Below are 24,623 nucleotides of genomic sequence, written 5' to 3' on the forward strand. Positions count from 1 at the left end.
CGAAGAGGGCGGCCCGCTCGAACCCTTCTTGAAACATCTTGAAAGGCCATCCCGGGCAACCGGTGATGGCCTTTCATCCAATTGTCACATTGGAGTCATATCGTGTTCATGCGGCCTGCAGATACTTGGGCCCGTTCCATCTCACAACCCACGATATTCCTGCTAGGAGCAAGGCATGAAACTGAAGCGTTTGATGGCGGCCCTGACCTTTGCCGCCGCTGGCGTTGCCACCGCCAATGCGGTCGCCGCTGTCGACCCAGCCATCCCGACCTACACCAAGACCACCGGTGTATCGGGTAACCTCTCCAGCGTCGGTTCGGACACCCTCGCCAACCTGATGACTCTGTGGGCCGAGGCCTACAAGAAGGAATATCCGAACGTAAACATCCAGATCCAGGCCGCCGGCTCCTCCACCGCGCCACCCGCGCTGACCGAAGGCACCGCCAACCTGGGCCCGATGAGCCGCAAGATGAAGGACGTCGAGCTGCAGGCCTTCGAGCAGAAGTACGGCTACAAGCCAACCGCCATCCCGGTTGCCGTCGACGCCCTGGCCGTGTTCGTGCACAAGGACAACCCGATCAAGGGCCTGACCATGGCTCAGGTCGACGCCATCTTCTCGTCCACCCGCCTGTGCGGCGGCAAGGCTGACGTGAAGACCTGGGGTGACATCGGTGTGACCGGCGACCTGGCCAACAAGCCAATCCAGCTGTTCGGCCGTAACTCGGTATCGGGCACCTACGGCTACTTCAAGGAAGAAGCCCTGTGCAAAGGCGACTTCAAGCCTAACGTCAACGAACAGCCTGGCTCGGCTTCGGTCGTGCAGTCGATCAGCTCCTCGCTGAACGGCATCGGCTACTCGGGCATCGGCTACAAGACCGCCAGCGTGAAAACCGTGGCCCTGGCCAAGAAGGAAGGCGGCGAGTTCATCGAAGACAACGAAGCCAACGCCCTGAACGGTTCGTACCCGCTGTCGCGCTTCCTCTACGTCTACGTCAACAAGGCCCCGAACAAGCCTCTGGCCCCGCTGGAAGCCGAGTTCGTCAAGCTGGTGCTGTCGCAGGCTGGCCAGCAGGTCGTGGTGAAGGATGGCTACATCCCGCTGCCGGCCAAAGTGGTCGACAAGACCCTGGCTGACCTGGGCCTGTCCCACGCCGGTAACGTCGCAAAGAAGTAAGTAACTGAGGATGAGGCCGGTGCTGATGCCCGGCCTTGTCCACGAATCTCTCAGTCCGAAGCCAGGGTTCCTGCGCGGCGGGCTTTCTTGCGTCACTGCATTGTCATGTTTTTGTCATACGGGACCGCTAGGGTGTGCGCATGAATGATCTGGCCAACTCCACCATGACCCAAAATTCCCCGCCGGTGCGCATTGATTTCAATACGCCCGAGCTGCAACGCAAGCGCCGCATGCGCGCCCTCAAGGACCGCCTGACCCGCTGGTACGTCCTGGTGGGCGGGCTGGCCGTGCTGGCTGCCATTACCCTGATCTTCTTCTACCTGGCCTATGTAGTGCTGCCGCTGTTCCAGGGTGCCACGCTGACCAGCAAGAAGGCGCTGGAGCCGACCTGGCTGCAGCAGGATGCCGGCAAGCCGCTGATGATCGCCCTCGAGGAACAGAACCTCGTGGGCATGCGCGTTTCCGACAAGGGCCAGGCCCTGCTCTTCGATACCAAGACCGGTAACGAACTCAAGCGCGTCGACCTGCCAGTGCCCGCCGGCACCCAGGTCAGCTCGATCAGCACCGATCAGCCGGGCAGCCCGCTGGTGGTGCTGGGCCTGTCCAACGGCCAGGCGCTGGTGTTCCACCACACCTACAAGATCACCTATCCGGACAACAAGAAGACCATCGAGGCGGGCATCGACTACCCCTATGGTCAGGACCTGTTCACCCTGGATGACCAGGGCCGCGCGCTGGAACACGTGAGCGTCAACGTCAATGGCGACACCCTGTTGCTGGCCGGCTCCACCGGCGCGCACCTGCAGGTGATCGAACTGTCGCGCACCGAGAACATGATGACCGAGGAGGTCACTGTCGAGCAGAACCGCATCGAGCTGCCGCAGATGACCGAGGCGGTGAAGAACATCTTCATCGACCCGCGCCAGCAGTGGCTGTACGTGGTCAACGGCCGTGCCACCGCCGACGTCTTCAGCCTGCGCGAGAAGAGCCTCAACGGCCGCTACAAGCTGCTCGAGGACGGCAACGCCGAAATCACCGCCAGCGGTCAGCTGGTCGGCGGCATCTCGCTGATCTTCGGTGACTCCAAGGGCGGCCTGAGCCAGTGGTTCATGGCCCGCGACCCGGATGGCGAGTCGCGCCTGAAACTGATCCGCAGCTTCCAGCTGGGCAGCGCGCCGATCGTGCAGATCGACGCCGAAGAGCGCCGCAAGGGCTTCATCGCCCTCGACAGCGCCGGCAAGCTGGGCGTGTTCCACAGCACCGCGCACCGTACCCTGCTGGTCGAGCCGGTCGCCGAAGGCGCGGGCATCCTGGCCCTGTCGCCACGCGCCAACCGCATCATCATCGAAGAAGGCGGCAAGCTGCTGCCACTGAGCCTGCGCAACCCGCACCCGGAGATTTCCTTCAGCGCGCTGTGGGGCAAGGTCTGGTACGAGAACTACGACGAGCCTAAGTACGTCTGGCAGTCCACCGCTTCGAACACCGACTTCGAACCCAAGCTGAGCCTGTCGCCGCTGACCTTCGGTACGCTCAAGGCCGCGTTCTACGCGATGATCCTGGCTGCCCCGCTGGCCATCGCCGCCGCCATCTACACCGCCTACTTCATGGCCCCGGGCATGCGCCGCAAGGTCAAGCCGGTGATCGAACTGATGGAAGCGATGCCGACGGTGATCCTCGGCTTCTTCGCCGGCCTGTTCCTCGCGCCGTACCTCGAAGGCCACCTGCCGGGCGTGTTCAGCCTGCTGCTGATCCTGCCGGTGGGCATCCTGGTCGCAGGTTTTGCCTGGAGCCGCCTGCCGGAGTCGATCCGCCTGCGTATCCCGGATGGCTGGGAGGCAGCGATCCTGATCCCGGTGATCCTGGCGATCGGCTGGTTCGCGCTGTACATGAGCCCGTTCATGGAAAGCTGGTTCTTCGGTGGCGACATGCGCCTGTGGATCAGCAACGACCTGGGGATCACCTACGACCAGCGCAACGCCCTGGTGGTCGGTATCGCCATGGGCTTTGCGGTCATCCCGAACATCTACTCCATCGCCGAAGACGCCGTGTTCAGCGTGCCGCGCAGCCTCACCCTGGGCTCGCTGGCCCTGGGTGCCACGCCGTGGCAGACCCTGACCCGCGTGGTCATCCTCACCGCCAGCCCGGGTATCTTCTCGGCGCTGATGATCGGCATGGGCCGAGCGGTGGGCGAGACCATGATCGTGCTCATGGCCACCGGCAACACCCCGGTGATGGAAATGAACCTGTTCGAGGGCATGCGCACCCTGGCCGCCAACGTGGCCGTGGAAATGCCGGAATCGGAAGTCGGTGGCAGCCACTATCGTGTGCTGTTCCTCGCCGCCCTCGTGCTGCTGATGTTCACGTTCATCATGAACACCTTGGCCGAGCTGATTCGCCAGCGCCTGCGCAAGAAATACTCGTCGCTTTGATAGAAAGGTAGAGATCCGTGAAAAAGGATTCCCTCAAAGGCTGGTTCAAGAGCGGCGCCCCCGGCGTCTGGATCAGCGGTGGCGCGGTGGCGATGGCGGTCATCATGACCGTCGGCCTGCTGGCCGTGATCGCCGTGCGTGGTTTGGGCCACTTCTGGCCGGCCGACCTGGTCCAGGCCACCTACAAGGTGCCTGGCCAGGCCGACCACGTGATCATCGGTGAAGTGGTACAGAAGGAAGAAGTACCGCGCGAACGCCTCAAGGGTGCCGGCCTGCCGGTGCCCGACCAGGGCCCGGAGTTCATGACCCGCGAGCTGATCAAGATCGGTAACCGCGACCTCAACGGCAGCGACTTCACCTGGGTGGTCGGCGAGTGGCTGGTGGATCAGCGCAAGCCTGCCGATCTGATCGCCCTGGAGCGCCGCGAGTGGGGCAACTTCTACGGCTACCTGGTCAGCGTCAAGGAAGACGGGCGGGTGGTCGCCCAGGGCCCTGAGGCCTGGAACGAGCTGCAGGCCCGCCTCAAGCGCGCCAGCGAACTCAACGACCAGTTGGTGAAGCTCGAGAAGAAAGACATCGGCGCCATCAACCATGGGCTGGAGCGTCTGCGCCTGCATGGCCGCAAGTTGGAACTGGACGGCAAGCTCGATGCCGCCGCCCAGGCCGACATGGAGGCCGAGCGCGCCGAGCTGAACAACCGCTACAAGGCCATCGAAGAGCGCCTGAGCGGCCTGCACCAGGCCTTCGCCCGCGACAGCCTGGTGGCCCGCGACGGCAACGGCCGCGAAGTGGAGATCAACCTGAGCAAGGTGGTCCACGCGATCCAGCCGAACGCCATGTCCGGCCTGACCAAGATGGGCGCCTACTTTGCCAAGGTGTGGGAGTTCCTCAGCGATGACCCGCGTGAGGCCAACACTGAAGGTGGTATCTTCCCGGCCATCTTCGGCACCGTGATGATGACCCTGATCATGGCCGTGATCGTCACCCCGTTCGGCGTTCTGGCTGCAGTCTACCTGCGCGAATACGCCAAGCAGGGCCCGGTGACCCGCTTGATCCGCATCGCTGTGAACAACCTCGCCGGTGTACCGGCGATCGTCTACGGCGTGTTCGGCCTGGGCTTCTTCGTCTATGTGCTGGGCGGCTCGATCGACCGCCTGTTCTTCCCCGAGTCGCTGCCGGCGCCTACCCTGGGTACGCCCGGCCTGCTGTGGGCTTCGCTGACCCTGGCGCTGCTGGCGGTGCCGGTGGTGATCGTGGCCACCGAGGAAGGCCTGGCGCGCATTCCACGCACCGTGCGTGAGGGCTCGCTGGCCCTGGGTGCGACCAAGGCCGAGACCCTGTGGAAGATCGTCCTGCCGATGGCCAGCCCGGCCATGATGACCGGCATGATCCTCGCCGTGGCCCGTGCCGCCGGTGAAGTGGCCCCGCTGATGCTGGTGGGTGTGGTGAAGCTGGCGCCCTCGCTGCCGGTGGACGGCAACTACCCGTACCTGCACCTGGACCAGAAGATCATGCACCTGGGCTTCCACATCTACGACGTCGGCTTCCAGAGCCCCAACGTCGAGGCCGCGCGGCCGCTGGTGTATGCCACCGCGTTGCTGCTGGTGCTGGTGATCGCCACCCTCAACCTCTCGGCGGTGTGGATGCGTAACCACCTGCGCGAGAAGTACAAGGCCCTCGACAGCTGATCCTGATTGCAAGCGCGCCGCCCGCAGCCCGGGCGGCCCTTTGAAACGAATTGATAGCGTATGGAGTTGACCATGCAGCATGAATCCCACGCCCACGGCATCGACATGTCGGCCCTGGGCCGCGACAAGCAGAGCCTGCGCCTGGCTGAAGAGACCGTGGCCATCGAAGTGCCCGGCCTGTCCCTGTTCTACGGCGACAAGCAGGCGCTGTTCGACGTCAGCATGAATATCCCCAAGCAGCGCGTGACCGCCTTCATCGGCCCGTCCGGCTGTGGCAAGTCGACCCTGCTGCGCACCTTCAACCGCATGAACGACCTGGTTGACGGCTGCCGCGTCGAAGGCGCCATCAACCTGTACGGCAATAACATCTACCGCAAGGGCGAGGACGTGGCCGAGCTGCGCCGCCGCGTGGGCATGGTGTTCCAGAAGCCCAACCCGTTCCCCAAGACCATCTACGAGAACGTGGTCTACGGCCTGCGCATCCAGGGCATCAACAAGAAGCGCACCCTCGACGAAGCCGTGGAGTGGGCGCTGAAGGGCGCGGCCCTGTGGGATGAGGTCAAGGACCGCCTGCACGAATCGGCGCTGGGCCTGTCCGGTGGCCAGCAGCAGCGTCTGGTGATTGCCCGTACCATCGCCGTCGAGCCGGAAGTGCTGCTGCTCGACGAGCCGTGCTCGGCACTGGACCCGATCTCGACGCTGAAAGTCGAAGAGCTGATCTACGAACTGAAATCCAAGTACACCATCGTCATCGTTACCCACAACATGCAGCAAGCGGCCCGTGTTTCGGACTACACCGCGTTCATGTACATGGGCAAACTGGTGGAATTCGGTGATACCGACACCCTGTTCACCAACCCGGCGAAGAAGCAGACCGAAGACTACATCACCGGTCGCTACGGCTAACCACTGCTCTTGAGGAGCATTGGGGCCTCTGTGGGAGCGGGGTTACCCGCGAACACCGGCGAAGCCGGTGCCATGCACCGCAGTGCCTGCTTCGCGGGTACAGGTGAGGCCGGAAAGCCAGGGAACGACACGAACGACTTGAAGCTTGCAGCTGCTTCGCGGAGCGAAACGATGATCAACAAAGAAAGCCTTACCCACCACATTTCCCAGCAGTTCAACGCCGAACTCGAGGAGGTGCGCAGCCACCTCCTGGCGATGGGCGGGCTGGTCGAGAAGCAGGTCAACGACGCCGTCACCGCGCTGATCGAGGCCGACTCGGGCCTGGCCCAGCAAGTGCGTGAAGTCGACGAACAGATCAACCAGATGGAGCGCAACATCGACGAGGAGTGCGTGCGCATCCTCGCCCGTCGCCAGCCGGCGGCCTCCGACCTGCGTCTGATCATCAGCATTTCCAAGTCGGTGATCGACCTGGAGCGCATCGGTGACGAATCCACCAAGATCGCCCGACGCGCCATCCAGCTGTGCGAGGAAGGCGTGTCGCCACGGGGTTATGTCGAGGTGCGCCACATCGGCGACCAGGTGCGCAACATGGTGCGTGACGCACTGGATGCCTTCGCCCGTTTCGACGCTGACCTGGCGCTGTCGGTGGCCCAGTACGACAAGACCATCGACCGCGAGTACAAGACCGCGCTGCGCGAACTGGTCACCTACATGATGGAAGATCCGCGTTCGATCACGCGCGTGCTCAGCGTGATCTGGGCCCTGCGCTCGCTGGAGCGGATCGGCGACCACGCGCGCAACATTTCGGAACTGGTGATCTACCTGGTACGCGGTACCGACGTGCGCCACATGGGCCTCAAGCGCATGAAGGCGGAAGTCCAGGGCGAGGCCTTCGAAGAGGGCGAAATCGCTAATGTTCCGGCTGAACCGGACGATAAATAGAATTGCTCCCGAGCAACAGCGCCCGGCATCCGCCGGGCGTTTTCGTTTGCGGTCGAGCACCCTGCAGGCAGCCGCGAACGTGAAGAGAAGTCCCGGCGTGACCCGTGTTTTGGCAAATGGCCATCAGTCGGCGGTATGCTAGTCGGGATTCAAGAGGAGTATCGATGAGTAAAGTCAATGTGCTGGTCGTGGACGATGCCCCGTTCATCCGCGATCTGGTAAAGAAGTGCCTGCGCAATGCCTTCCCGGGCATGGTGATCGAAGATGCGGTCAATGGCCGCAAAGCCATGGCCATGCTCAGCAAGGAGCGTTTCGACCTGGTCCTGTGCGACTGGGAGATGCCGGAGATGTCCGGCCTCGAACTGCTGAGCTGGTGCCGCCAGCAGGAAGAAATGAAGACCATGCAGTTCATCATGGTGACCAGCCGTGGTGACAAGGAGAACGTGATCCAGGCCATCCAGGCCGGCGTCTCCGATTTCGTCGGCAAGCCGTTCACCAACGAACAGCTGCTGACCAAGGTGAAAAAGTCGCTGACCAAGATCGGCAAACTCGACAGCCTGATGGCGAGTGGGCCGGCGCGGGTCAACTCGGCGTTTGCCAACGATTCGCTCAGCGCCCTGACCGGGGGCCGCCCGGAAGCCGCCAAGGTAGCCGCCCCTGCCGCCCCTGCCGCGCCGGCAGCAACGGCCGCCAAGCCGTTGATCAATGCGCCTGCGCCGAAAGCTGGTGCAACTGCAGCACCGACCGGCCGTGGGCAGGGTCAGCTGCGCCTGGCCAGCGGTCCGCAACCTTGCGTGATCAAGGCCCTGAGCCTGAAGGAAGCCTTGCTGGTGGTGCGCCGCAGCGCCAACTTGCCGCAGGTGCTCGAAGGCGCGGTGCTCGACCTTGAGCAAGGCGAGAACGCCGAAGTGGCGCGGCTGAACGGCTACCTGCACGCCGTTTCGGCGCTGGAACCAAAGCCGGACAGCGACTGGCTGCAATTGAACTTCAAGTTCGTCGATCAGGATGCGCAGAAGCTCGATTACCTGTCGCGGCTGATTGCCCGTGGTACTGCGCAGAAGCACTTCACGCCCGGCGCCTGACCTGCCGACGACAAGGCCCCTGTAGGAGCGGCCTTGTGCCGCGAAAGGGCTGCGCAGCGGGCCCAGATTTTAACCAATGGCAAAGATCGCTGGGGCCGCTTTGCGGCCCTTTCGCGGCACAAGGCCGCTCCTACAGGTCGGTGTGACCTCATGTCTTCCGACCAGCTGTAGCAACTCGTCTTGAAATCGGCTGCTAGGCTTCGACAGAACTCAACTGTCAAAAAGCCACTATCATGCCGCCCGCCCGCCTGCTGCTGTTCTGTGCCTTGCTCACGGCCTCGGCGTCGAGCCTGGGCATGACCATCTACAAAACCACCGACGATTTCGGTGTGGCGTCTTATTCCGAAAGCCCCAGCCCAGGGGCGAAACCGTTGATCGTTCACGAGCCCATGGTCGAGCGTCTCGACGGCCAGGTGCGTCTGCAGACCGAGGCATTCCGTGGCGGCGTGCGTTTCGTTGCGCGTAACGAGCTGCATGTGCCCATGGAGGTCGAACTGCGCCTGAATGGCCTGGCCAATGCCTTCGGCGGCAATGCCCCGCGCCTGGTCAGGCGCGTGGTGCCCGCGCGATCCACCCAGGTACTCAGCGTCATCCTGGCAGCGCCCAGCGGGCCGTTGAAATACGTCAGCAAGTTCGAATACGCCATGGGTGATCCCATCCAGCGTACCCAGGGCTATCGCTACCCCTTCCCGTGGAAGGGCGGGCCGTTTCGCATCAGCCAGGGGCCCAATGGCCGCTTCAGCCATTTCGGCCCGAAGGGGCGCTATGCCATCGATATCGCCATGCCCGAGGGCACGCCGATCATCGCGGCCAGGGGTGGGGTGGTGGTCAGGATCGAGAACAGCCAGACCGGGCGTGGTAGCAACCCGGCGGGCAACTTCGTGCGCATCCTGCACTCGGACGGCACCATGGGCGTCTACCTGCACCTGATGCGCGGTTCGGTGGTGGTGGCAGAGGGGCAGCAGGTGGTGGTGGGGCAGGCGCTGGCCAAGTCGGGCAATACCGGTAACAGCAGCGGGCCGCATCTGCACTTCGTGGTGCAGCGCAACGTGGGGTTGGCGCTGGAGTCGATCCCCTATCAGTTCGACCGGCCGATTGGCGGGATGCCGGATTTCACCGCAGGCAACCCCTGAAAAACATCGCGGGGCAAGCCCGCTCCCACGCCTGCACCACCAGCAGCGTGGGAGCGGGCTTGCCCCGCGATGGGTTGCAGATGCTGATCAATCCAGCTTGAGCACCTTGGCCAACACGATCTTTGGCCCTTTCATCTTCTTGATGATGATGCGCAGGCCTTCGACTTCCAGCACTTCCTCTTCCTCAGGCACGCGCTTGAGGGTCTCGTATATCAAGCCGGCAAGGGTTTCCGCCTCGATGTGATCGAGGTCGATGCCCAGCAGCCGCTCGACCTTGAACAACGGCGTATCGCCCCGTACCAGCAGCTTGCCGGGCTGGTAGGCAAGGATGCCGCGTTCGGTCTTGCGGTGTTCGTCCTGAATGTCGCCCACCAGCACTTCCAGCACGTCTTCCATGGTCAGGTAGCCGATCACCTTGCCGTCGGCCTCTTCGACCAGCACGAAGTGCGCGCCGCCTTTGCGGAACTGCTCGAGCAGTTGCGACAGCGGCATGTGCCGGGACACCCGCTCCAGTGGCCGGGCCAGGTCGTCCAGGTCGATGGTCTGCGGCAGGTGGTCCAGTTCGGCCAGCTCCAGCAGCAGGTCCTTGATGTGCAAAAGGCCGGTGAACTCTTCGCGCTCGGCGTCGTACACCGGGTAGCGGCTGAACTTGTGCCGGCGCAGCAGCGCGAGGATGTCCTTGAGCGGGGCATGGGCGTCGATGCTGACCATGTCCTCGCGTGAGTTGGCCCAGTCGACCACTTCCAGCTCGCCCATCTCCACTGCCGAGGCCAGCACGCGCATGCCCTGGTCGCTCGGGTCCTGGCCGCGGCTGGAGTGCAGGATCAGCTTGAGCTCCTCGCGGCTGTAGTGGTGCTCGTGGTGCGGGCCGGGCTCGCCTTGCCCGGCGATGCGCAGGATGGCGTTGGCGCTGGCGTTGAGCAGGTAGATGGCCGGGTACATCGCCCAGTAGAACAGGTACAGCGGCACCGCCGTCCACAGCGACAGCAGCTCGGGCTTGCGGATCGCCCAGGACTTGGGCGCCAGCTCGCCGACCACGATGTGCAGGTAGGAGATGACGAAGAACGCGACGAAGAACGAGATGCCCTTGATCAGCTCGGGAGAGTCGACGCCGAAGTAGGCCAGCAGCGGTTCGAGCAGGTGCGCGAACGCCGGCTCGCCGACCCAGCCCAGGCCCAGCGAAGCCAGGGTAATGCCCAGCTGGCAGGCCGACAGATAGGCGTCGAGCTGGTTGTGTACCTTGCGCAGGATGCTGCCACGCCAGCCATGCAGCTCGGCGATGGATTCGACGCGGGTGGAGCGCAGCTTGACCATGGCGAACTCGGCGGCAACGAAGAAGCCGTTGAGCAGCACCAGGAACAAGGCAAAGAGAATCATGCCGAAATCGGCGAACAACGAGGTGAGGCTGATACCAGGGGAAGGGTCCATGATGGAGTTTTACGGGGTCCGTCTGCTGAAAAGTAAGAAAAAAAGTGCCAGCTTTTGCTGGCACAGGGGATCCAATGTAGCGGCTGAAGCCGCAAAAGCAAAGGGGATGGCTATGCCCGGTTGGCGCATCGCGGGGCAAGCCCGCTCCCACGGATCTGCAACGGCAGCGTGGGAGCGGGCTTGCCCCGCGAGGGATCAACCCTTGTTCGCGACCAATTGTGCCGGCGCAAAATGACAGGTGAAGGTGCTGCCATGCCCCGGCACGCTGCTGATTTCCAGGCGCCCGCGATGGCGCATCAGCACGTGCTTGACGATCGCCAGGCCCAACCCGGTGCCGCCGGTGTTGGAGGCGCGGCTGGAGTCGACGCGGTAGAAGCGTTCGGTCAGGCGCGGCAGGTGCTTGGCCTCGATGCCGACGCCCGAGTCCTGCACCGACAGGTGCGCGCCCTGGTCATCGGCCCACCAGCGAATGCGGATAGTGCCCTCATCCTGGGTGTACTTGACTGCGTTGAACACCAGGTTGGAGAACGCGCTGCGCAGTTCCGATTCGCTGCCCTTCAAGCGGATGCCGGGTGCGGCCTCCAGGGTGATGCGCTGGTTGCGCGGGCCGGACAGCGCCTGGGCATCGTTTTTGATGGCAGTGAGCAGGGCGTCGACCAGCACCGGCTGGTTGTCCGAGGGGTAGTCGGTGGCTTCGAGCTTGGCCAGCAGCAGCAGGTCGTTGAGCAGGGTCTGCATGCGCGAGCCTTGCGCGCTCATCTGTTGCAGCGCACGGCCCCAGCGCGGGTTCACGCCTTCGACGTTGTCCAGCAGGGTTTCCAGGTAGCCGGTGATCACTGTCAGCGGCGTGCGCAGCTCGTGGCTGACGTTGGCGACGAAGTCCTTGCGCATCTGTTCGAGCTGATGGATGCGGGTCACGTCGCGTACCAGCATCAGGTGCTCGTTGTTGCCGTAGCGGGTGAGTTGCAGCTGCACGCGCAGCCGGTCGTTGATCGGTGAGGGGATCTCGAGCGGCTCGGCATAGTTTTCCGCTTCGAAGTATTCCTTGAAGCGCGGGTGGCGCACCAGGTTGGTCACCGGTTGGCCGCCGTCCTGCGGGGTCTTGAAGCCCAGCAGGGTTTCGGCAGCGCGGTTCCACCATTCCAGGTTGCCTTCGCTGTCGAGCATGATCACCGCGTCACGCAGTGCGGCGGTGGACTCCTGCACCCGATCGATCACCGCCTGCAGGCGGCCACGCACGCGCTGGTCGCGGCGCTGCAGGTGATAGATGCTGTCGAACACCTCGCCCCACAGGCCATAGCCGTCCGGCGGTGCCTCATCGGGCTGGTGGTGGCGCAGCCAGTCGTGCAGGCGCAGCAGCTGCTTGAGCGTCCAGCCCAGGTAGAACGCCAGGCCGATGGCCAGGCTCCAGCCGTAGAAACCGCTGACCAGGCCGCCGATCAGGCAGACGGTGATCAGCAGCAACATGTGGCGAATCAGGGTTGCGTGCCAGTTCTGGTTCAATTGACAGTCCTTGTACTACGGGCGTCTGGGCTTCGGTCAGCTCTTGGTCGAGAACCGATAGCCAGTGCCGCGGACGGTTTGTACCAGATTTTCGTAGGCTTCACCCAGCGCCTTGCGCAGGCGACGGATGTGCACGTCGACCGTGCGCTCCTCGACGTAGACATTGCCGCCCCAGACCTGGTCGAGCAGCTGGCCGCGGGTGTAGGCGCGCTCCTGGTGAGTCATGAAGAACTGCAGCAGGCGGTATTCGGTGGGGCCCATCTCGGCAGGCCTGCCGTCGATGGTCACACGGTGGCTGATCGGGTCGAGCAGCAGGCCGCCCACTTCGATGGGGGCTTCGCTGTCGCTCGGGCCGGTGCGGCGCAGCACGGCCTTGAGGCGTGCCACCAGCTCGCGCGGCGAGAACGGCTTGGTGATGTAGTCGTCGGCGCCGACTTCCAGGCCCTGGATCTTGTTGTCCTCTTCGCCCTTGGCGGTGAGCATGATGATCGGAATATCGCCGGTCAGCTCGTCGCGCTTGAGGCGGCGTGCCAGTTCGATGCCCGAGGTGCCCGGCAGCATCCAGTCGAGCAGGATCAGGTCCGGCTTGCGGTCGACGATGATGGCGTGGGCCTGTTGCGAGTTCTCCGCCTCAAGGCAGTCATAGCCAGCCATTTCCAATGCAACGGCGATCATCTCGCGGATAGGCGCTTCGTCGTCGACGATCAGAATGTTTCTGCCAACCATGCTCAATTACCTCTCCCGGGAACGGTGTCTTGGCCCGCATTAGATAACGGAATTATTGCAGCTGTGTGACAGGGCATGGGCAGTTCTGGCGACATTGCATGACTGGGCTAGGCTTCACAGGGCCGCTGTAGCGGCTACCAGAACCCTTCCACCCCCCGAAACGATGGTGATTCCAATGACACGACATACGCTGAGCTGGATGGCCCTTTGCGCTGCGCTGGCAGTGCCGGGGGTGGCGTCGGCTCATCACGCCATGGAGAAGGATGGCATGTGGGTCGACCACAACGGCATGACCCTGTACACCTTCGACAAGGATGCAGGCGGCAAGTCGATGTGCAACGGTGATTGCGCGACCAACTGGCCGCCGCTGAAGGTCACGGCCGGTGAAAAAGCCGAAGGCAAGTGGACGCAGATCAAGCGTGACGACGGTTCGATGCAGTGGGCTTACGATGGCAAGCCGCTGTACACCTTCGTCAAGGACAAGAAAGCCGGGGACATGACCGGCGATGGCATGAAGGACGTCTGGCACGTGGCCAAGCCCTGACGCGATTGGCGTGGGAGCGGGCTTGCCCCGCGATGAGTGCGGTGAAGCCACCATCGCAATCGCGGGGCAAGCCCGCTCCCACGCCAGCTTCTGCCCGGTGCTAGCGCAACGCGTAATCCAGCGCCACCCCGATAAACATCAGCATCCCCGCCCAGTGGTTGTGCAGGAACGCCTTGAAGCACGATTCTCGGTCCAGCTTGCGCGTCGACCAGAATTCCCAGGCGAAGCATACCGCTGCCGCCAGCAGCCCCAGATGGAACCAGCCCCCCAGCTCGAAACGGCTGCCGGCCAGCAGCAGGCAGCCCAGCGACAGCATCTGCAGGCCGAGGATGATCACCCGGTCGGCCTCGCCGAACAGGATGGCGGTGGATTTCACCCCGATCTTCAGGTCGTCGTCGCGGTCGACCATGGCGTAGTAGGTGTCATAGCCCACCGTCCACAGCAGGTTGGCGATGTACAGCAGCCAGGCGGCGGCCGGCAGCTCGCCACCGGCGGCGGTGAAGGCCATGGGGATGCCCCAGGAGTACGCGGCACCCAGCACCACCTGTGGGTAATAGGTGTAGCGCTTCATGAACGGGTAGCAGAACGCCAGGGCCACGGCGCCGAACGACAGCCAGACGGTGCGGGCATTGGTGCACAGCACCAGCAGAAAACTCACCCCCACCAGCACGGCGAACAGCACCAAGGCTTCGCGTGGCTTGACCCTGCCACTGGCCAGCGGCCGGTCGGCGGTGCGTTTGACGTGGCCGTCCACCTTGCGGTCGGCGAAGTCGTTGATGCAGCAGCCGGCGGCACGCATCAGCACCACCCCCAGGCCGAAGATCAGCACGTTGGCCACGCTGGGTGCGCCATTGCCGGCGATCCACACGGCCATCAGCGTCGGCCACAGCAGCAGGTAGATGCCGATCGGGCGGTCCATGCGGCTCAGCTGGACGAAGTCCCAGGCCCGTGGGTGCAGGCGGTTGAGCGATTTGAGCAGTTGCAGGTACATCAGCGGGTTGCCTCCTTGGCCGCTTGCCACAGCGCCGGCAGGAAAATCTCTGCCACCAGCAGGTCGAGGCCGGCACGCTCGAAGCGCGAACGCCGCCCCCACAGCCCGGCATGGGCGGCCTCGGCAGGCAACCAGCCCTGTGGATAACTGCACACTTCGATGGGGTGGCGGACGAACGCCTGGTCGCAGAACAGCAACTCACCGAGCGAGCGGGTGCCCAGGGTTTCCAGGTCCAGGCCGCCGCGTTCCAGCACACTGCGCCCGGCCACGCTGCGGGCGAACACCCAGGGCTGGCCATGGCCGCGCAGGTAGACCTCACGCACCCAGCCCTGTTCGCCAGGCGCAAGGCCAAGCGCTGCACATTCGTCATCGCGCAGTGGTTGCCAGCCTTCGAACAAGGGCGTGACGCTGAAGTGGTCGTGGGACAGGTGGGTCAGGCGGCGGGTCAGAGAGCCTTGGTCGAACAGCCAGTCGAGGGTCGGCTGGTCGAGCGCGCTCGCCAGTTGTGGATACGGCAGCCACGCGACAGCGGCTGCTTGCGGGGTTTCGTACGACACGTCGGTATGCTTGTGACAGCCAGAGAGGCGGCGAGCTTAGCATGATTGCCCTGGCGGCTTGCATACAGTACAAAGCCCGGACGAGATTGCGCGGTGCCTCTATCGCGGGGCAAGCTCGCTCCCACTGGGTCCATGTAAGTCCCGTGGGAGCGGGCTTGCCCCGCGATTAGGCCATCAGCAGCGACACATCAAGCCTGACCGAGGAACGACCCCCCATGAAGAAGTGGCAATGTATTGTCTGTGGCCTGATCTACGACGAAGCCGAAGGCTGGCCGGATGACGGCATCGCCCCGGGTACCCGCTGGGAAGACGTGCCGCAAGACTGGCTATGCCCCGACTGCGGCGTGGGCAAGAGCGACTTCGAAATGATCGCCATCGGCTGATCGCAACCCTACTGGAAAGAGGAAGCACCTGCATGACGTCCCCCGTGGTGATCATCGGCACCGGCCTTGCCGGCTACAACCTGGCCCGCGAGTTTCGCAAACTCGACAGTGAAACGCCGCTGTTGCTGATTACCGCCGACGACGGCCGCTCCTACTCCAAGCCGATGCTCTCCACCGGCTTCGCCAAGGGCAAGGACGCCGACGGCCTGTGCATGGCCGAGCCCGGTGCCATGGCCGAGCAGCTCAAGGCCGAGGTTCGCACCCATACCCGTATCAGCGGCATCGACCCAGGGCACAAGCGCCTGTGGATCGGTGAGGAAGCGGTCGAGTACCGCGACTTGATCCTGGCCTGGGGTGCGCAGACCGTGCAGGTTCCGGTTGAAGGCGATGCCGGCGACCAGGTGTTCCCGATCAACGACCTCGAGGACTACGCGCGCTTCCGTGCCGCCGCCGCCGGCAAGCAGCGGGTGCTGATCCTCGGCGCCGGCCTGATCGGTTGCGAGTTCGCCAACGACATGACCCTGGGTGGCTACCAGTGCAACGTGGTGGCACCCTGCGAGCAGGTGATGCCGACCCTGCTGCACCCCGCCGCTGCCAGCGCCGTGCAGGCGGGCCTTGAGGGCCTGGGCGTGCGCTTCCACCTGGGGCCGGTGCTGACCCGCCTGCAGCGGGTGGGCGCGGCCCTCGAAGCGCACCTGTCCGACGGCAGCGTGATCCCCTGCGACCTGGTGGTTTCAGCCATTGGCCTGCGCCCACGCACCGACCTGGCGGCCGCCGCCGGTTTGCAGGTGAACCGTGGCGTGGTGGTCGATCGCCAGCTGCGCACCTCCCACGCCAATATCTTTGCCTTGGGCGATTGCGCCGAAGTCGATGGCATCAACCTGCTGTACGTCATGCCCCTGATGACCTGCGCCCGTGCCCTGGCCCAGACCTTGGCCGGCAACCCCACGGCGGTCGCTTATGGGCCGATGCCTGTCACCGTGAAGACCCCGGCCTGCCCACTGGTGGTGTCACCCCCACCCGCCGGCCAGGAAGGTACCTGGCAGGTGCAAGGCAGCGGCGCCGACCTCAAAGTGCTGTGCCACGGGGCTGACGGCCAACTGTTGGGCTACGCCCTCACGGGCGCGGCCGTCATGGAGAAACTGGCGTTGAATCGCCAGTTACCGCCGCTGTTGGCGTAAATGACGGGCGTTCTGTCGGATTTCTCCTGTTCTTGCCGCGACAATGGCCGCCCAGGTACTGGCGCGGCCCCGGACGGCGTGCCATTCTCACTGGCGTCTACCGCAGCCTAGAGCCTGCGGTGCCTTGAACGCTGCCGCCCTTGGCAGCACGGCATAACAACAAGAAATTCCGTCAAAGAGGCTTCACTATGCGTAAACCAGAACTCGCCGCCGTCATCGCCGACAAGGCCGATCTGACCAAGGAAAAGGCCAACCAGGTCTTGAACGCGATTCTCGACAGCATCACCGGCGCACTCGACAAGGACACCGTCACCCTGGTCGGTTTCGGCACCTTCGAGAAACGTCACCGTGGCGCCCGCACCGGCAAGAACCCGCAAACCGGCGAGCCGGTCAAGATCAAGGCCAGCAACACCGTCGCCTTCAAGCCAGGCAAGAACCTGCGCGACAGCGTCAACGTACCGGCCAAGCCTGCCAAGAAGAAGTGATCGGCAACGAAATCGGTCATTCGAACGGGCGCCCTTGAGGCGCCCGTTGTGTTTGTGCGGTGAAAATGCAGCGAACTTGCATAAACCGCCCAGGAAGCGGATAAACTGCGCGACTCAGTCATTTTTCAATCGAGGCGCGTTGATGAAGTTTCGCTTTCTTCTATGGGCCATGGGGCTGCTGATGGCCAAGGCCAGCCGCAACAACCCGGCGTTCCAGCAGCAGCTGCAGGACAAGGACCTGGTGTTCCAGATGCAGACGCTGGACGGCAAGGTGGCCCGCCATTTCGTGGTCAAGGATCAACGCATCAGCAGCAAGGGCGGCCTGCACCCGCAACCGGCGTTCGCCATTGCGTTCAAGGATGCCGGCTACGGCTTCGCCACCCTGCAGGCGAGCAACAAGCAGTTGGCGTTCATGCAGGGCATTCAGGACAAGAGCATCCAGATCAAGGGCAACCCGGCGCTGGTGATCTGGTTCCAGGGCTTGATGAAATACCTGAAGCCGAAGAAGAAGGGCTGATACACAACACAGAAGAATGCACCTGTGGGAGCGGGTTTACCCGCGAATACGGTTGTGGATAACCCACCGCATTCGCGGGTAAACCCGCTCCCACAGGCAGAGGCCCGGCTGAATCAATGCGGCGCGTGGAACTGCGATGCCAGCTCACGCAGCAAGGCTTCCGCCTCCAGCACCTTGTTCACCACTTCCTCGGCCTTGTCCCGGGTCAGCCCCAGGCGATCGAGCAGGGCATCCGGAATTTCGTCCTGCGGGCCCGAACCGATACCCCGCGAACGCAGCAGGCGCACCGACAGGCAGACCAGGTTGGGGAAGGCCGAGTGCTCGCCGTCGTACGAGGGGTCGTGCTGGAAGCGCAGGGCGGTGGACAGCTCTTCGGGCATGTCCCACAGCTTCATCAGCCAGGCGCCGATCTGCTCGCGACTGATCCCCAGCAGGTGCTGCTCCACATAGCTGTGGCACAGGTGCGGATTGACCTCCAGATGGCGGCAGATCAGCGAGAAGTGCGGCGGGAACACGTGGGCCAGCAGCAGATAACCGAAATTGTGCAGCAGGCCGGCGAGGTAGGTCAGGCCGGCTTCCGGGCGCTCTGGGCGTGGCATGGCACGGGTCAGGCCTTCGATGACCGCAGCGGTATAGATCGACTGCTGCCAGTAGGGGGTGGCCTGTTGCGGATGGTCCTTGGGCAGGCTCAGGGTCTTGCCCAGGGCCAGGCCGAGGGCCAGGTTGATCACCAGGTCGAAGCCCAGCACCCGCACGATCGCGTCTTCCACCGAGCGGATCTTGCCCGGCGAGGCGTAGTAGGGCGATGCCGCCCAGCTGACCACCTGGGCCGCCAGGGCGGGGTCGGTTTCCACCACGCCGGTGACGTCATCGGTGCTGGCATTGGGGTCGACCCGCAGCTTGATGATTTTTTGCGCGGTATCGGCCAGCGGCGGGATCTCGATGGTTTCTTCCAGGCGCTTCTGGATACGTCGAGCGGTGAAGGCCTGGACGGCCTGGGTGATCTCCTTGGAGTCGTCGTTCGGGCGGTCGAGGTTGGGGCGAATCTCGCGGACCGGCTGGCCAAAGCTGCCTGCACTGGCCTTGTGCAACATGCGCTTGAAGTCGTCGCGCTTGATCGACAGTAGGATGCCCACCTCGCCCGACTGGATCAGCAGGTGCTCTTGCTCGAGCAGCTTGCCTTCATACAGGCAAGGCGAGCTGGTGAGTGCCGGGATGGCCGGTAGTGCCTTGAGATGGTGCTTTTCGAGCATCTGCTTGAGGCGCGGCAACGGCACGGCCTTGAGCTTGCGGCCTGTCAGTTCCTCGAGGCGGTTGAGGTCCAGCAGCTTGCTCTGCGGGTACAGCACCAGCAGAGCGCCGACTTCGTCATCGAGCAGGATGGCCTGAACCTTCGATGCGGGCGACTGCTTCGGGCTTTCTGGCACCTCGGCATAGGGTACGCCGAGCTTTTCGAGCAACAGCCGGATGACAGACGGTGCGTGTGGGGTTGCGATATCCAGAGCAACTTCAGTCATGGCCTGTATCCACTAATTCCTTTGAACGCGAAGTATAACCAGACTGATCGGCAAGCTGGTTCTGTATTGGGACGGCCGTCACACTTGGCCATATTGTTGGCCGTGGCGCAGCCAGCGGTCGAGCAGCGGGCTGACATGGTGGGGCCAGCGCGCCAGCAAGGCCTGGGCGGCATCGCGCACGGCCGGCAGCAGGTCGGCGTCGCGCATCAGGTCGGCGACCTTGAACTGTAGCAGGCCGGTCTGGCGGGTCCCGAGCATCTCGCCGGGGCCGCGCAGCTCCAGGTCCTTTTCGGCGATGACGAAACCGTCGTTGGTTTCGCGCATGATGCCCAGGCGCTCGCGGCCGATCTGCGACAGCGGCGGGTGGTACAGCAGCACGCAGTGGCTCACGGCGCTGCCCCGGCCAACCCGGCCGCGCAACTGGTGCAGTTGGGCCAGGCCCAGGCGCTCGGGGTTCTCGATGATCATCAGGCTGGCGTTGGGTACGTCCACGCCAACCTCGATGACCGTGGTGGCCACCAGCAACTGCAGGTTGCCAGCCTTGAATTCAGCCATCACCGCAGCCTTCTCGGCTGGCTTCATGCGCCCGTGGATCAGGCCCACGCGCAACTCGCCCAAGGCGCTGCCGAGGTCTTCAAAGGTGCTTTCGGCCGCCTGGCAGGTCAGTTCTTCGGACTCTTCGATCAGCGTGCATACCCAGTAGGCCTGGCGCCCCTCGGCGCATGCGGCGCGGACCCGCTCGACCACTTCGAAGCGGCGGCTGTCGGCCACCAGCACGGTATTGACCGGCGTTCGCCCGGGCGGCAGCTCGTCGAGGATCGAGGTGTCCAGGTCGGCGTAGGCACTCATGGCCAGGGTGCGCGGGATCGGGGTGGCGGTCATGATCAGCTGATGTGGGCACAGCTCGCCGTTGACGCCCTTCTTGCGCAGGGCCAGGCGTTGCTGCACACCGAAGCGATGCTGTTCGTCGATGATTGCCAGGGCCAGGTGCTTGAAGCGCACTTCTTCCTGGAACAAAGCATGGGTGCCGACCACCATCGGCGCACCGCCGGCGATCTGCTCCAGGGCGCTGGCGCGGGCCTTGCCCTTGAGCTTGCCGGCCAGCCAGGCGACTTCGATGCCCAGCGGTTCGAGCCAGCGCTTGAAGGTGATGAAGTGCTGTTCGGCGAGGATCTCGGTCGGCGCCATCAGCGCGACCTGATAACCGGCCTCCAGCGCCTGCAGCGCGGCAAGGGCGGCAACCACGGTCTTGCCGGCGCCGACGTCGCCCTGTACCAGGCGCATCATCGGTTCGGGCTGGCTGAGGTCGTAGGCGATTTCGTTGCCGACCCGTTGCTGGGCGCCCGTGGGGCTGAAGCCCAGGTTGGCCAGGTACTGCGCGGGCAGGCGAGTGGCCTTGGGCAGCACCGGCGCACGCAGGCTGCGCAGGCTTTCACGCAGGCGCTGCTGGGACAGCTGGTGGGTCAGCAACTCTTCGAAGGCCAGGCGGTGCTGGGCCCAGTGCTGGCCTTCGGCAAGTTCATCGACGTCGGCGTCAGCCGGTGGATTGTGCAGGTAGCGGATGGCGTCGCTCAATGGCGCCAACCGGTAGTCACGGGCCAACTCGTCGGGCAGCCAGTCGGGCAGGCTGCGCGGCCCGAGCTGACCGAGGCTCTGCTGGCACAGCAGGCGCAAGCGCTGCTGTGTGAGGCCTTCGGTGGTCGGGTAGATCGGCGTCAGGGTCTGTTCCACCGGCGTTGCCGGCTCGTCGCCGTTCAGTGCACGGTACTCGGGGTGGTAGATCTCCAGCCCCGAGGCGCCGGGGCGGGCCTCGCCATAGCAGCGCACGTGGGTGCCGCGCTTGAGGCCTTCCTTCTGCGCATTGCTGAAGTGATAGAAGCGCAGGCTCAGCACGCCGGTGCCGTCGCCCAGGCGCACGACCAGGCTGCGGCGCTTGCCCATGGTCACGTCGGCGCCGCTGACCACGCCTTCGATCACCGCGTCCTGCCCTGGCCGCAGTTGACCGATGGGGACCACACGGGTGCGGTCCTGGTAGCGCAGGGGCAGGTGGAACAGCAGGTCCTGCAGGTTCTCCAGGCCTACCTTGGCGAGTTTCTCCGCCATGGCATCGCCAACGCCCTTGAGCGTGGTGACCGGCACATTCGACAGCTCGGTCATGGGGTCAGGCCGGTTCTGCCACAGGCGCCTTGGCCACCGAGCAGAGGCGCACCGAGTCGGCAAGAATCTCGATGGCCTTGGGCCGCGGGAAGCTGGCGCGCCAGGCGATGGCCACGGTACGGAACGGCGCCGGCGCGGTCAGCGGGCGAACCTCGATGACACCGGGCGCGTAGTGGTGGCTGTGCACCGCCGACAGCGGAAGAATCGATACGCCCAGGCCGGAGGCGACCATGTGGCGGATGGTTTCCAGCGAGCTGGACTCGACCGTGGTGTGCTTGGCGCCTTCGCCGCCCTTGTTGAGGGTGGGGCAGGCTTCCAGTACCTGGTCGCGGAAGCAGTGGCCCTCGCCCAGCAGCAGCAGGCTCTTGTCGTTGAGCATGGCGGTGTCGATGGTCTTCTTCGCGGTCCACGGGTGGTCGGCCGGCATCAGCGCGCAGAAGGGCTCGTCGTACAGCGGCATCGTCAGCACGTCGGCTTCATTGAACGGCAGGGCGACGATCACCGCGTCAAGCTCGCCATTGCGCAGCTTCTCGCGCAGCACGTGGGTGAAGTTCTCTTCGATGTACAGCGGCATCTGCGGCGCCACGCGGTGCAGCTGCGGGATCAGGTGCGGGAACAGGTAGGGGCCGACGGTATAGATGGCGCCAACCTTGAGCGGGGCAGTCAGCTGGTTCTTGCCGGCCAGGGCCAGTTCGCGGATACCCTGGGCTTGTTCCAGGACCTTCTGTGCCTGGGCGACGATGCTCTCGCCGACCGGCGTGAGGCGCACCGCGCTCTTGCTGCGTTCGAAGATCAGCACGCCGAGCTCGTCCTCGAGCTTCTTCACCCCGACCGACAGGGTGGGCTGGCTGACGTGGCAACGCTCGGCGGCGTGGCCGAAGTGCTGCTCCTGGGCGAGGGTGACGATGTAGCGAAGTTCGGTGAGGGTCATAACGTGCGTCCATGAAGTTGCGGCCCCAGCATAGCGGCTGCAATTGATAGACGCACGTTATCAGACTTGCCGTTTTGTGACAGAAACAAAAGCGTCAGCGTCGGTCCAGCGAGTAGACGAACGGTGCAACGACTTCGATCGTGCCATTGGTCAACAGCTCGGCCGGAGGCTTGGGTACCGTGCCGGCCCGGCGGATCATTTCCATGGTGGCCCGGTCCAGCGCTGCACTGCCCGACCCACCCGCCATCGAGTACGAGACCACCTTGCCTTCGGCGTCGACGACGAAACGCAGGCGGTTGATGCCCTGCAAGCCGCGACGGCGAGCGTCCTCGGGGTACTTCTTGTACTTCGCCAGGTGGCGCAGCAGGTCGCTCTGCCAGCTCGGCAGGGCATTGCTGTTCGAGGCGATGCTCGGTGCCGGTGCCGCCGACTTCTGCGGTGGCGAATTGCTCGGCGGGGTATCCGCGACGTCGTCCTTGGCCGGCGGTTCGTCCTTGGGCGGCTCAAGCTTTTTCTCGGGCTTGGGCGGCTGCGGCTTGGCCTTGGGCTTGGGCGGCTTGGGGATGGCGATTTTCGGTTTTGGCGCTTCTGCCAGTTTCGGCAGCGGCGGCTCCTCGACTGGGGTCGGCGGCTTCGGTGCGGCCTTCGGCGGTGGCGGCGGTGCGGGCTCGGGCAGCGGTGCCAGCTCGACCATCATGGCTGCCGGTGGCAGCTCGATGGCCTGGGGCACCGACCAGTTGAGCGTCAGCACCACGGCGACCACGTGCACGCCCAGCACGATGGCCAGGCTGGTGCCGTAGCGCGCCATGTTTGAGCGCGGTTTCGTCATTTCTTGGCTGCCGTCTCGAGCCCGACCAGGCCAACCTTGAGGTAGCCGGCGGCGCGCATGGTATTCATCACTTCCATCAGGTCGCCGTAATCGACGCCTTTGTCAGCCTGGAAGAAGATGGTGGTTTCCTTGTCACCCTTGGTCTTGGCATCGAGCATCGCGCCAAGCTGATCCTGCTGGGCCACCAGGTCATCGCCGAGGTACAGCTTCTTGTCGGCCTTGACGCTGACGAACACCGGCTTCTCCGGCCTTGGCGCCGGCTTGGCGGTCGAGGCGGGCAGGTCGACCTTGATGTCGACCGTGGCCAGGGGGGCGGCGACCATGAAGATGATCAGCAGCACCAGCATCACGTCGATGAACGGCGTGACGTTGATTTCGTGGTTCTCGGCGAGGTCGTCGCCACCTTCGTTCAGATGCAGGCCCATGGCTTACCCCACTTTCACCATGTGCGGGGTGGCGCGTTCGCCACCTTGGTGGTCCAGGTCACGGCTGACCAGCAGCAGTACCTGAGCGGAAGCGTCGGATACTTGCGCCTTGTAGCCGGCGATAGAGCGGGCGAAGACGTTGTAGATGACCACCGCCGGGATCGCTGCAACCAGGCCCAGGGCCGTAGCCAGCAGGGCTTCGGCGATACCCGGGGCAACCACGGCAAGGTTGGTGGTCTGCGTCTTGGCGATGCCGATGAAGCTGTTCATGATGCCCCAGACGGTACCGAACAGACCGACGAACGGCGCGGTGGAACCGATGGTGGCCAGTACGCCGGTGCCGCTGCTCATGGTACGGCCGCTGGCAGCCACCAGGCGCTCGAGGCGGAAGCTGACACGCTCCTTGATGCCTTCTTTTTCGCGGGCGTTGGCCGACAGGCGCATCTCTTCGAGGGCGTCGTGCACCAGGGTGTGGGCCAGGGTGCCTTCCTTGTTGGAGACTTCGCTGGCTTCCTTGAGGCTCACCGAGCGCTTCAGGGCCGCGATTTCACCACGCAGGCGACGCTTGGCGCCCATCAGCTCGAAGCCTTTGGCGATCCAGATGGTCCAGGTGATGATCGAGGCGATGGCCAGGCCGATCATCACGGCCTTCACCACCACGTCGGCGTTCTTGTACATGCCCCATGGGGACAGGTCGTGGGCCATGCCCAGCGAGGTGTCTTCGACCAGCGGCTGCACGTTCTCTTCGACCGGAGCCTGGGCATCAACCGGCGCGGTTGCGTCTACCGGCGCCTGGCCTTCGGCGGCTGGCGCAGCCGGAGCGGTGGCGGCGGCCGGGGTGGCGGCAGTGGCGGTTGGCTCATCGGCCATGGCCACGGGGGCCAGTACCAGGCTGAACATCAGCGCGGCAATGGCGCGCCAGGCGCGCGACGTGGTTGGCGAAGCGGAAGGTTGAGTGCGTGTCATGCTGGCCGGACCTGATGAAGAGGAAAAGATTGAGTTCTCCAGGGCCTCGAAACAGGCCGAGAACAGACAAGGCCGCCATTATTGCAATTAATTCTTGTTAACAAAAGTAATGTGATTGCTTTTTTTGAC

Annotated in this window: 23 protein-coding genes; 12 read left to right on the forward strand and 11 right to left on the reverse strand. The window is 64.3% G+C overall.

Translation table 11 applies throughout. The features are described from left to right. The first annotated feature begins 175 nt into the window (after window positions 1-175). The 7 genes from DM373_RS02030 to DM373_RS02060 all read left to right on the forward strand — a co-directional run bounded on the left by DM373_RS02030 (window position 176) and on the right by DM373_RS02060 (window position 9,354). Window positions 176-1,174, forward strand: coding sequence for a phosphate ABC transporter substrate-binding protein PstS (locus DM373_RS02030; RefSeq protein ID WP_110991966.1), 999 nt, complete (start codon window positions 176-178; stop codon window positions 1,172-1,174). A gap of 140 nt (window positions 1,175-1,314) precedes the next feature. Beyond that, entirely contained in the window at window positions 1,315-3,603 is a 2,289-nt protein-coding gene (locus DM373_RS02035; protein WP_110991967.1) for an ABC transporter permease subunit, read from the forward strand. Window positions 3,604-3,620: 17 nt separating this feature from the next. Next, window positions 3,621-5,291 (forward strand): phosphate ABC transporter permease PstA, encoded by a 1,671-nt coding sequence (pstA, locus tag DM373_RS02040; protein WP_110991968.1) that lies wholly within the window; start codon window positions 3,621-3,623, stop codon window positions 5,289-5,291. 72 nt (window positions 5,292-5,363) lie between these two features. Further along, on the forward strand, window positions 5,364-6,197 hold the full coding sequence (gene pstB / locus DM373_RS02045) for a phosphate ABC transporter ATP-binding protein PstB (RefSeq protein ID WP_110992135.1): 834 nt from the start codon (window positions 5,364-5,366) through the stop codon (window positions 6,195-6,197). A 171-nt stretch (window positions 6,198-6,368) separates the two neighbouring features. Next, a complete protein-coding gene (gene phoU, locus DM373_RS02050; protein WP_110991969.1) occupies window positions 6,369-7,139 on the forward strand; it encodes a phosphate signaling complex protein PhoU in 771 nt (256 codons plus the stop codon). A 164-nt stretch (window positions 7,140-7,303) separates the two neighbouring features. Next, window positions 7,304-8,221 (forward strand): response regulator, encoded by a 918-nt coding sequence (locus DM373_RS02055; protein WP_110991970.1) that lies wholly within the window; start codon window positions 7,304-7,306, stop codon window positions 8,219-8,221. A gap of 233 nt (window positions 8,222-8,454) precedes the next feature. Beyond that, window positions 8,455-9,354 (forward strand): peptidoglycan DD-metalloendopeptidase family protein, encoded by a 900-nt coding sequence (locus DM373_RS02060; protein ID WP_110991971.1) that lies wholly within the window; start codon window positions 8,455-8,457, stop codon window positions 9,352-9,354. An 87-nt stretch (window positions 9,355-9,441) separates the two neighbouring features. On the opposite strand, the gene DM373_RS02065 is transcribed toward DM373_RS02060, so the two are convergent. The 3 genes from DM373_RS02065 to phoB all read right to left on the reverse strand — a co-directional run bounded on the left by DM373_RS02065 (window position 9,442) and on the right by phoB (window position 13,011). After that, entirely contained in the window at window positions 9,442-10,782 is a 1,341-nt protein-coding gene (locus tag DM373_RS02065) for a hemolysin family protein (RefSeq protein WP_110991972.1), read from the reverse strand. Between the two features lie 195 nt (window positions 10,783-10,977). Next, window positions 10,978-12,249 (reverse strand): phosphate regulon sensor histidine kinase PhoR, encoded by a 1,272-nt coding sequence (phoR, locus tag DM373_RS02070; protein ID WP_244215028.1) that lies wholly within the window; start codon window positions 12,247-12,249, stop codon window positions 10,978-10,980. Window positions 12,250-12,321: 72 nt separating this feature from the next. Next, window positions 12,322-13,011, reverse strand: a complete 690-nt coding sequence (phoB, locus tag DM373_RS02075) for a phosphate regulon transcriptional regulator PhoB (RefSeq protein ID WP_011536427.1) — start codon at window positions 13,009-13,011, stop codon at window positions 12,322-12,324. A 175-nt stretch (window positions 13,012-13,186) separates the two neighbouring features. Here phoB and DM373_RS02080 point away from each other — a divergent pair, with 175 nt between their 5' ends. Beyond that, on the forward strand, window positions 13,187-13,555 hold the full coding sequence (locus DM373_RS02080; RefSeq protein WP_110991974.1) for a COG4315 family predicted lipoprotein: 369 nt from the start codon (window positions 13,187-13,189) through the stop codon (window positions 13,553-13,555). 100 nt (window positions 13,556-13,655) lie between these two features. Here the strand turns inward: DM373_RS02080 and ubiA are convergent, their stop codons facing one another. Then, entirely contained in the window at window positions 13,656-14,546 is an 891-nt protein-coding gene (gene ubiA / locus DM373_RS02085; RefSeq protein ID WP_110991975.1) for a 4-hydroxybenzoate octaprenyltransferase, read from the reverse strand. Next, window positions 14,546-15,103 (reverse strand): chorismate--pyruvate lyase family protein, encoded by a 558-nt coding sequence (locus DM373_RS02090; protein ID WP_110991976.1) that lies wholly within the window; start codon window positions 15,101-15,103, stop codon window positions 14,546-14,548. Before DM373_RS02090 ends, ubiA begins: the two co-directional genes overlap by 1 nt. A gap of 215 nt (window positions 15,104-15,318) precedes the next feature. On the opposite strand from DM373_RS02090, the gene DM373_RS02095 reads away from it, so the two are divergent. The 4 genes from DM373_RS02095 (at window position 15,319) to DM373_RS02110 (ending at window position 17,669) form a co-directional block, all read left to right on the forward strand. Continuing rightward, window positions 15,319-15,486: a rubredoxin gene (locus DM373_RS02095; RefSeq protein WP_008091623.1), complete on the forward strand. Its 168-nt coding sequence runs from the start codon at window positions 15,319-15,321 to the stop codon at window positions 15,484-15,486. Window positions 15,487-15,518: 32 nt separating this feature from the next. After that, window positions 15,519-16,667: an NAD(P)/FAD-dependent oxidoreductase gene (locus DM373_RS02100; RefSeq protein ID WP_110991977.1), complete on the forward strand. Its 1,149-nt coding sequence runs from the start codon at window positions 15,519-15,521 to the stop codon at window positions 16,665-16,667. Between the two features lie 188 nt (window positions 16,668-16,855). Beyond that, entirely contained in the window at window positions 16,856-17,152 is a 297-nt protein-coding gene (locus DM373_RS02105; protein ID WP_110991978.1) for an HU family DNA-binding protein, read from the forward strand. A gap of 142 nt (window positions 17,153-17,294) precedes the next feature. After that, window positions 17,295-17,669, forward strand: a complete 375-nt coding sequence (locus DM373_RS02110; protein WP_110991979.1) for a helicase — start codon at window positions 17,295-17,297, stop codon at window positions 17,667-17,669. 113 nt (window positions 17,670-17,782) lie between these two features. Here DM373_RS02110 and DM373_RS02120 read toward each other — a convergent pair whose 3' ends face one another. The 6 genes from DM373_RS02120 to exbB all read right to left on the reverse strand — a co-directional run bounded on the left by DM373_RS02120 (window position 17,783) and on the right by exbB (window position 24,494). Further along, window positions 17,783-19,186: an HDOD domain-containing protein gene (locus DM373_RS02120; protein ID WP_110991981.1), complete on the reverse strand. Its 1,404-nt coding sequence runs from the start codon at window positions 19,184-19,186 to the stop codon at window positions 17,783-17,785. A gap of 78 nt (window positions 19,187-19,264) precedes the next feature. Continuing rightward, window positions 19,265-21,343, reverse strand: a complete 2,079-nt coding sequence (gene recG, locus DM373_RS02125) for an ATP-dependent DNA helicase RecG (RefSeq protein WP_110991982.1) — start codon at window positions 21,341-21,343, stop codon at window positions 19,265-19,267. 4 nt (window positions 21,344-21,347) lie between these two features. After that, window positions 21,348-22,274, reverse strand: a complete 927-nt coding sequence (locus tag DM373_RS02130; RefSeq protein ID WP_110991983.1) for a hydrogen peroxide-inducible genes activator — start codon at window positions 22,272-22,274, stop codon at window positions 21,348-21,350. 94 nt (window positions 22,275-22,368) lie between these two features. Further along, window positions 22,369-23,103, reverse strand: a complete 735-nt coding sequence (locus tag DM373_RS02135; protein ID WP_110991984.1) for an energy transducer TonB — start codon at window positions 23,101-23,103, stop codon at window positions 22,369-22,371. Then, complete coding sequence (gene exbD, locus DM373_RS02140; protein WP_110991985.1) at window positions 23,100-23,528, reverse strand: TonB system transport protein ExbD; 429 nt, start codon at window positions 23,526-23,528, stop codon at window positions 23,100-23,102. The genes DM373_RS02135 and exbD overlap by 4 nt, the downstream gene beginning before the upstream one ends. 3 nt (window positions 23,529-23,531) lie before the next feature. Further along, window positions 23,532-24,494, reverse strand: a complete 963-nt coding sequence (gene exbB, locus DM373_RS02145) for a tonB-system energizer ExbB (protein ID WP_110991986.1) — start codon at window positions 24,492-24,494, stop codon at window positions 23,532-23,534. Window positions 24,495-24,623: the final 129 nt, after the last annotated feature.

It is taken from the genome of Pseudomonas sichuanensis (assembly GCF_003231305.1).
GTDB classification, from domain to species: Bacteria; Pseudomonadota; Gammaproteobacteria; order Pseudomonadales; family Pseudomonadaceae; genus Aquipseudomonas; species Aquipseudomonas sichuanensis.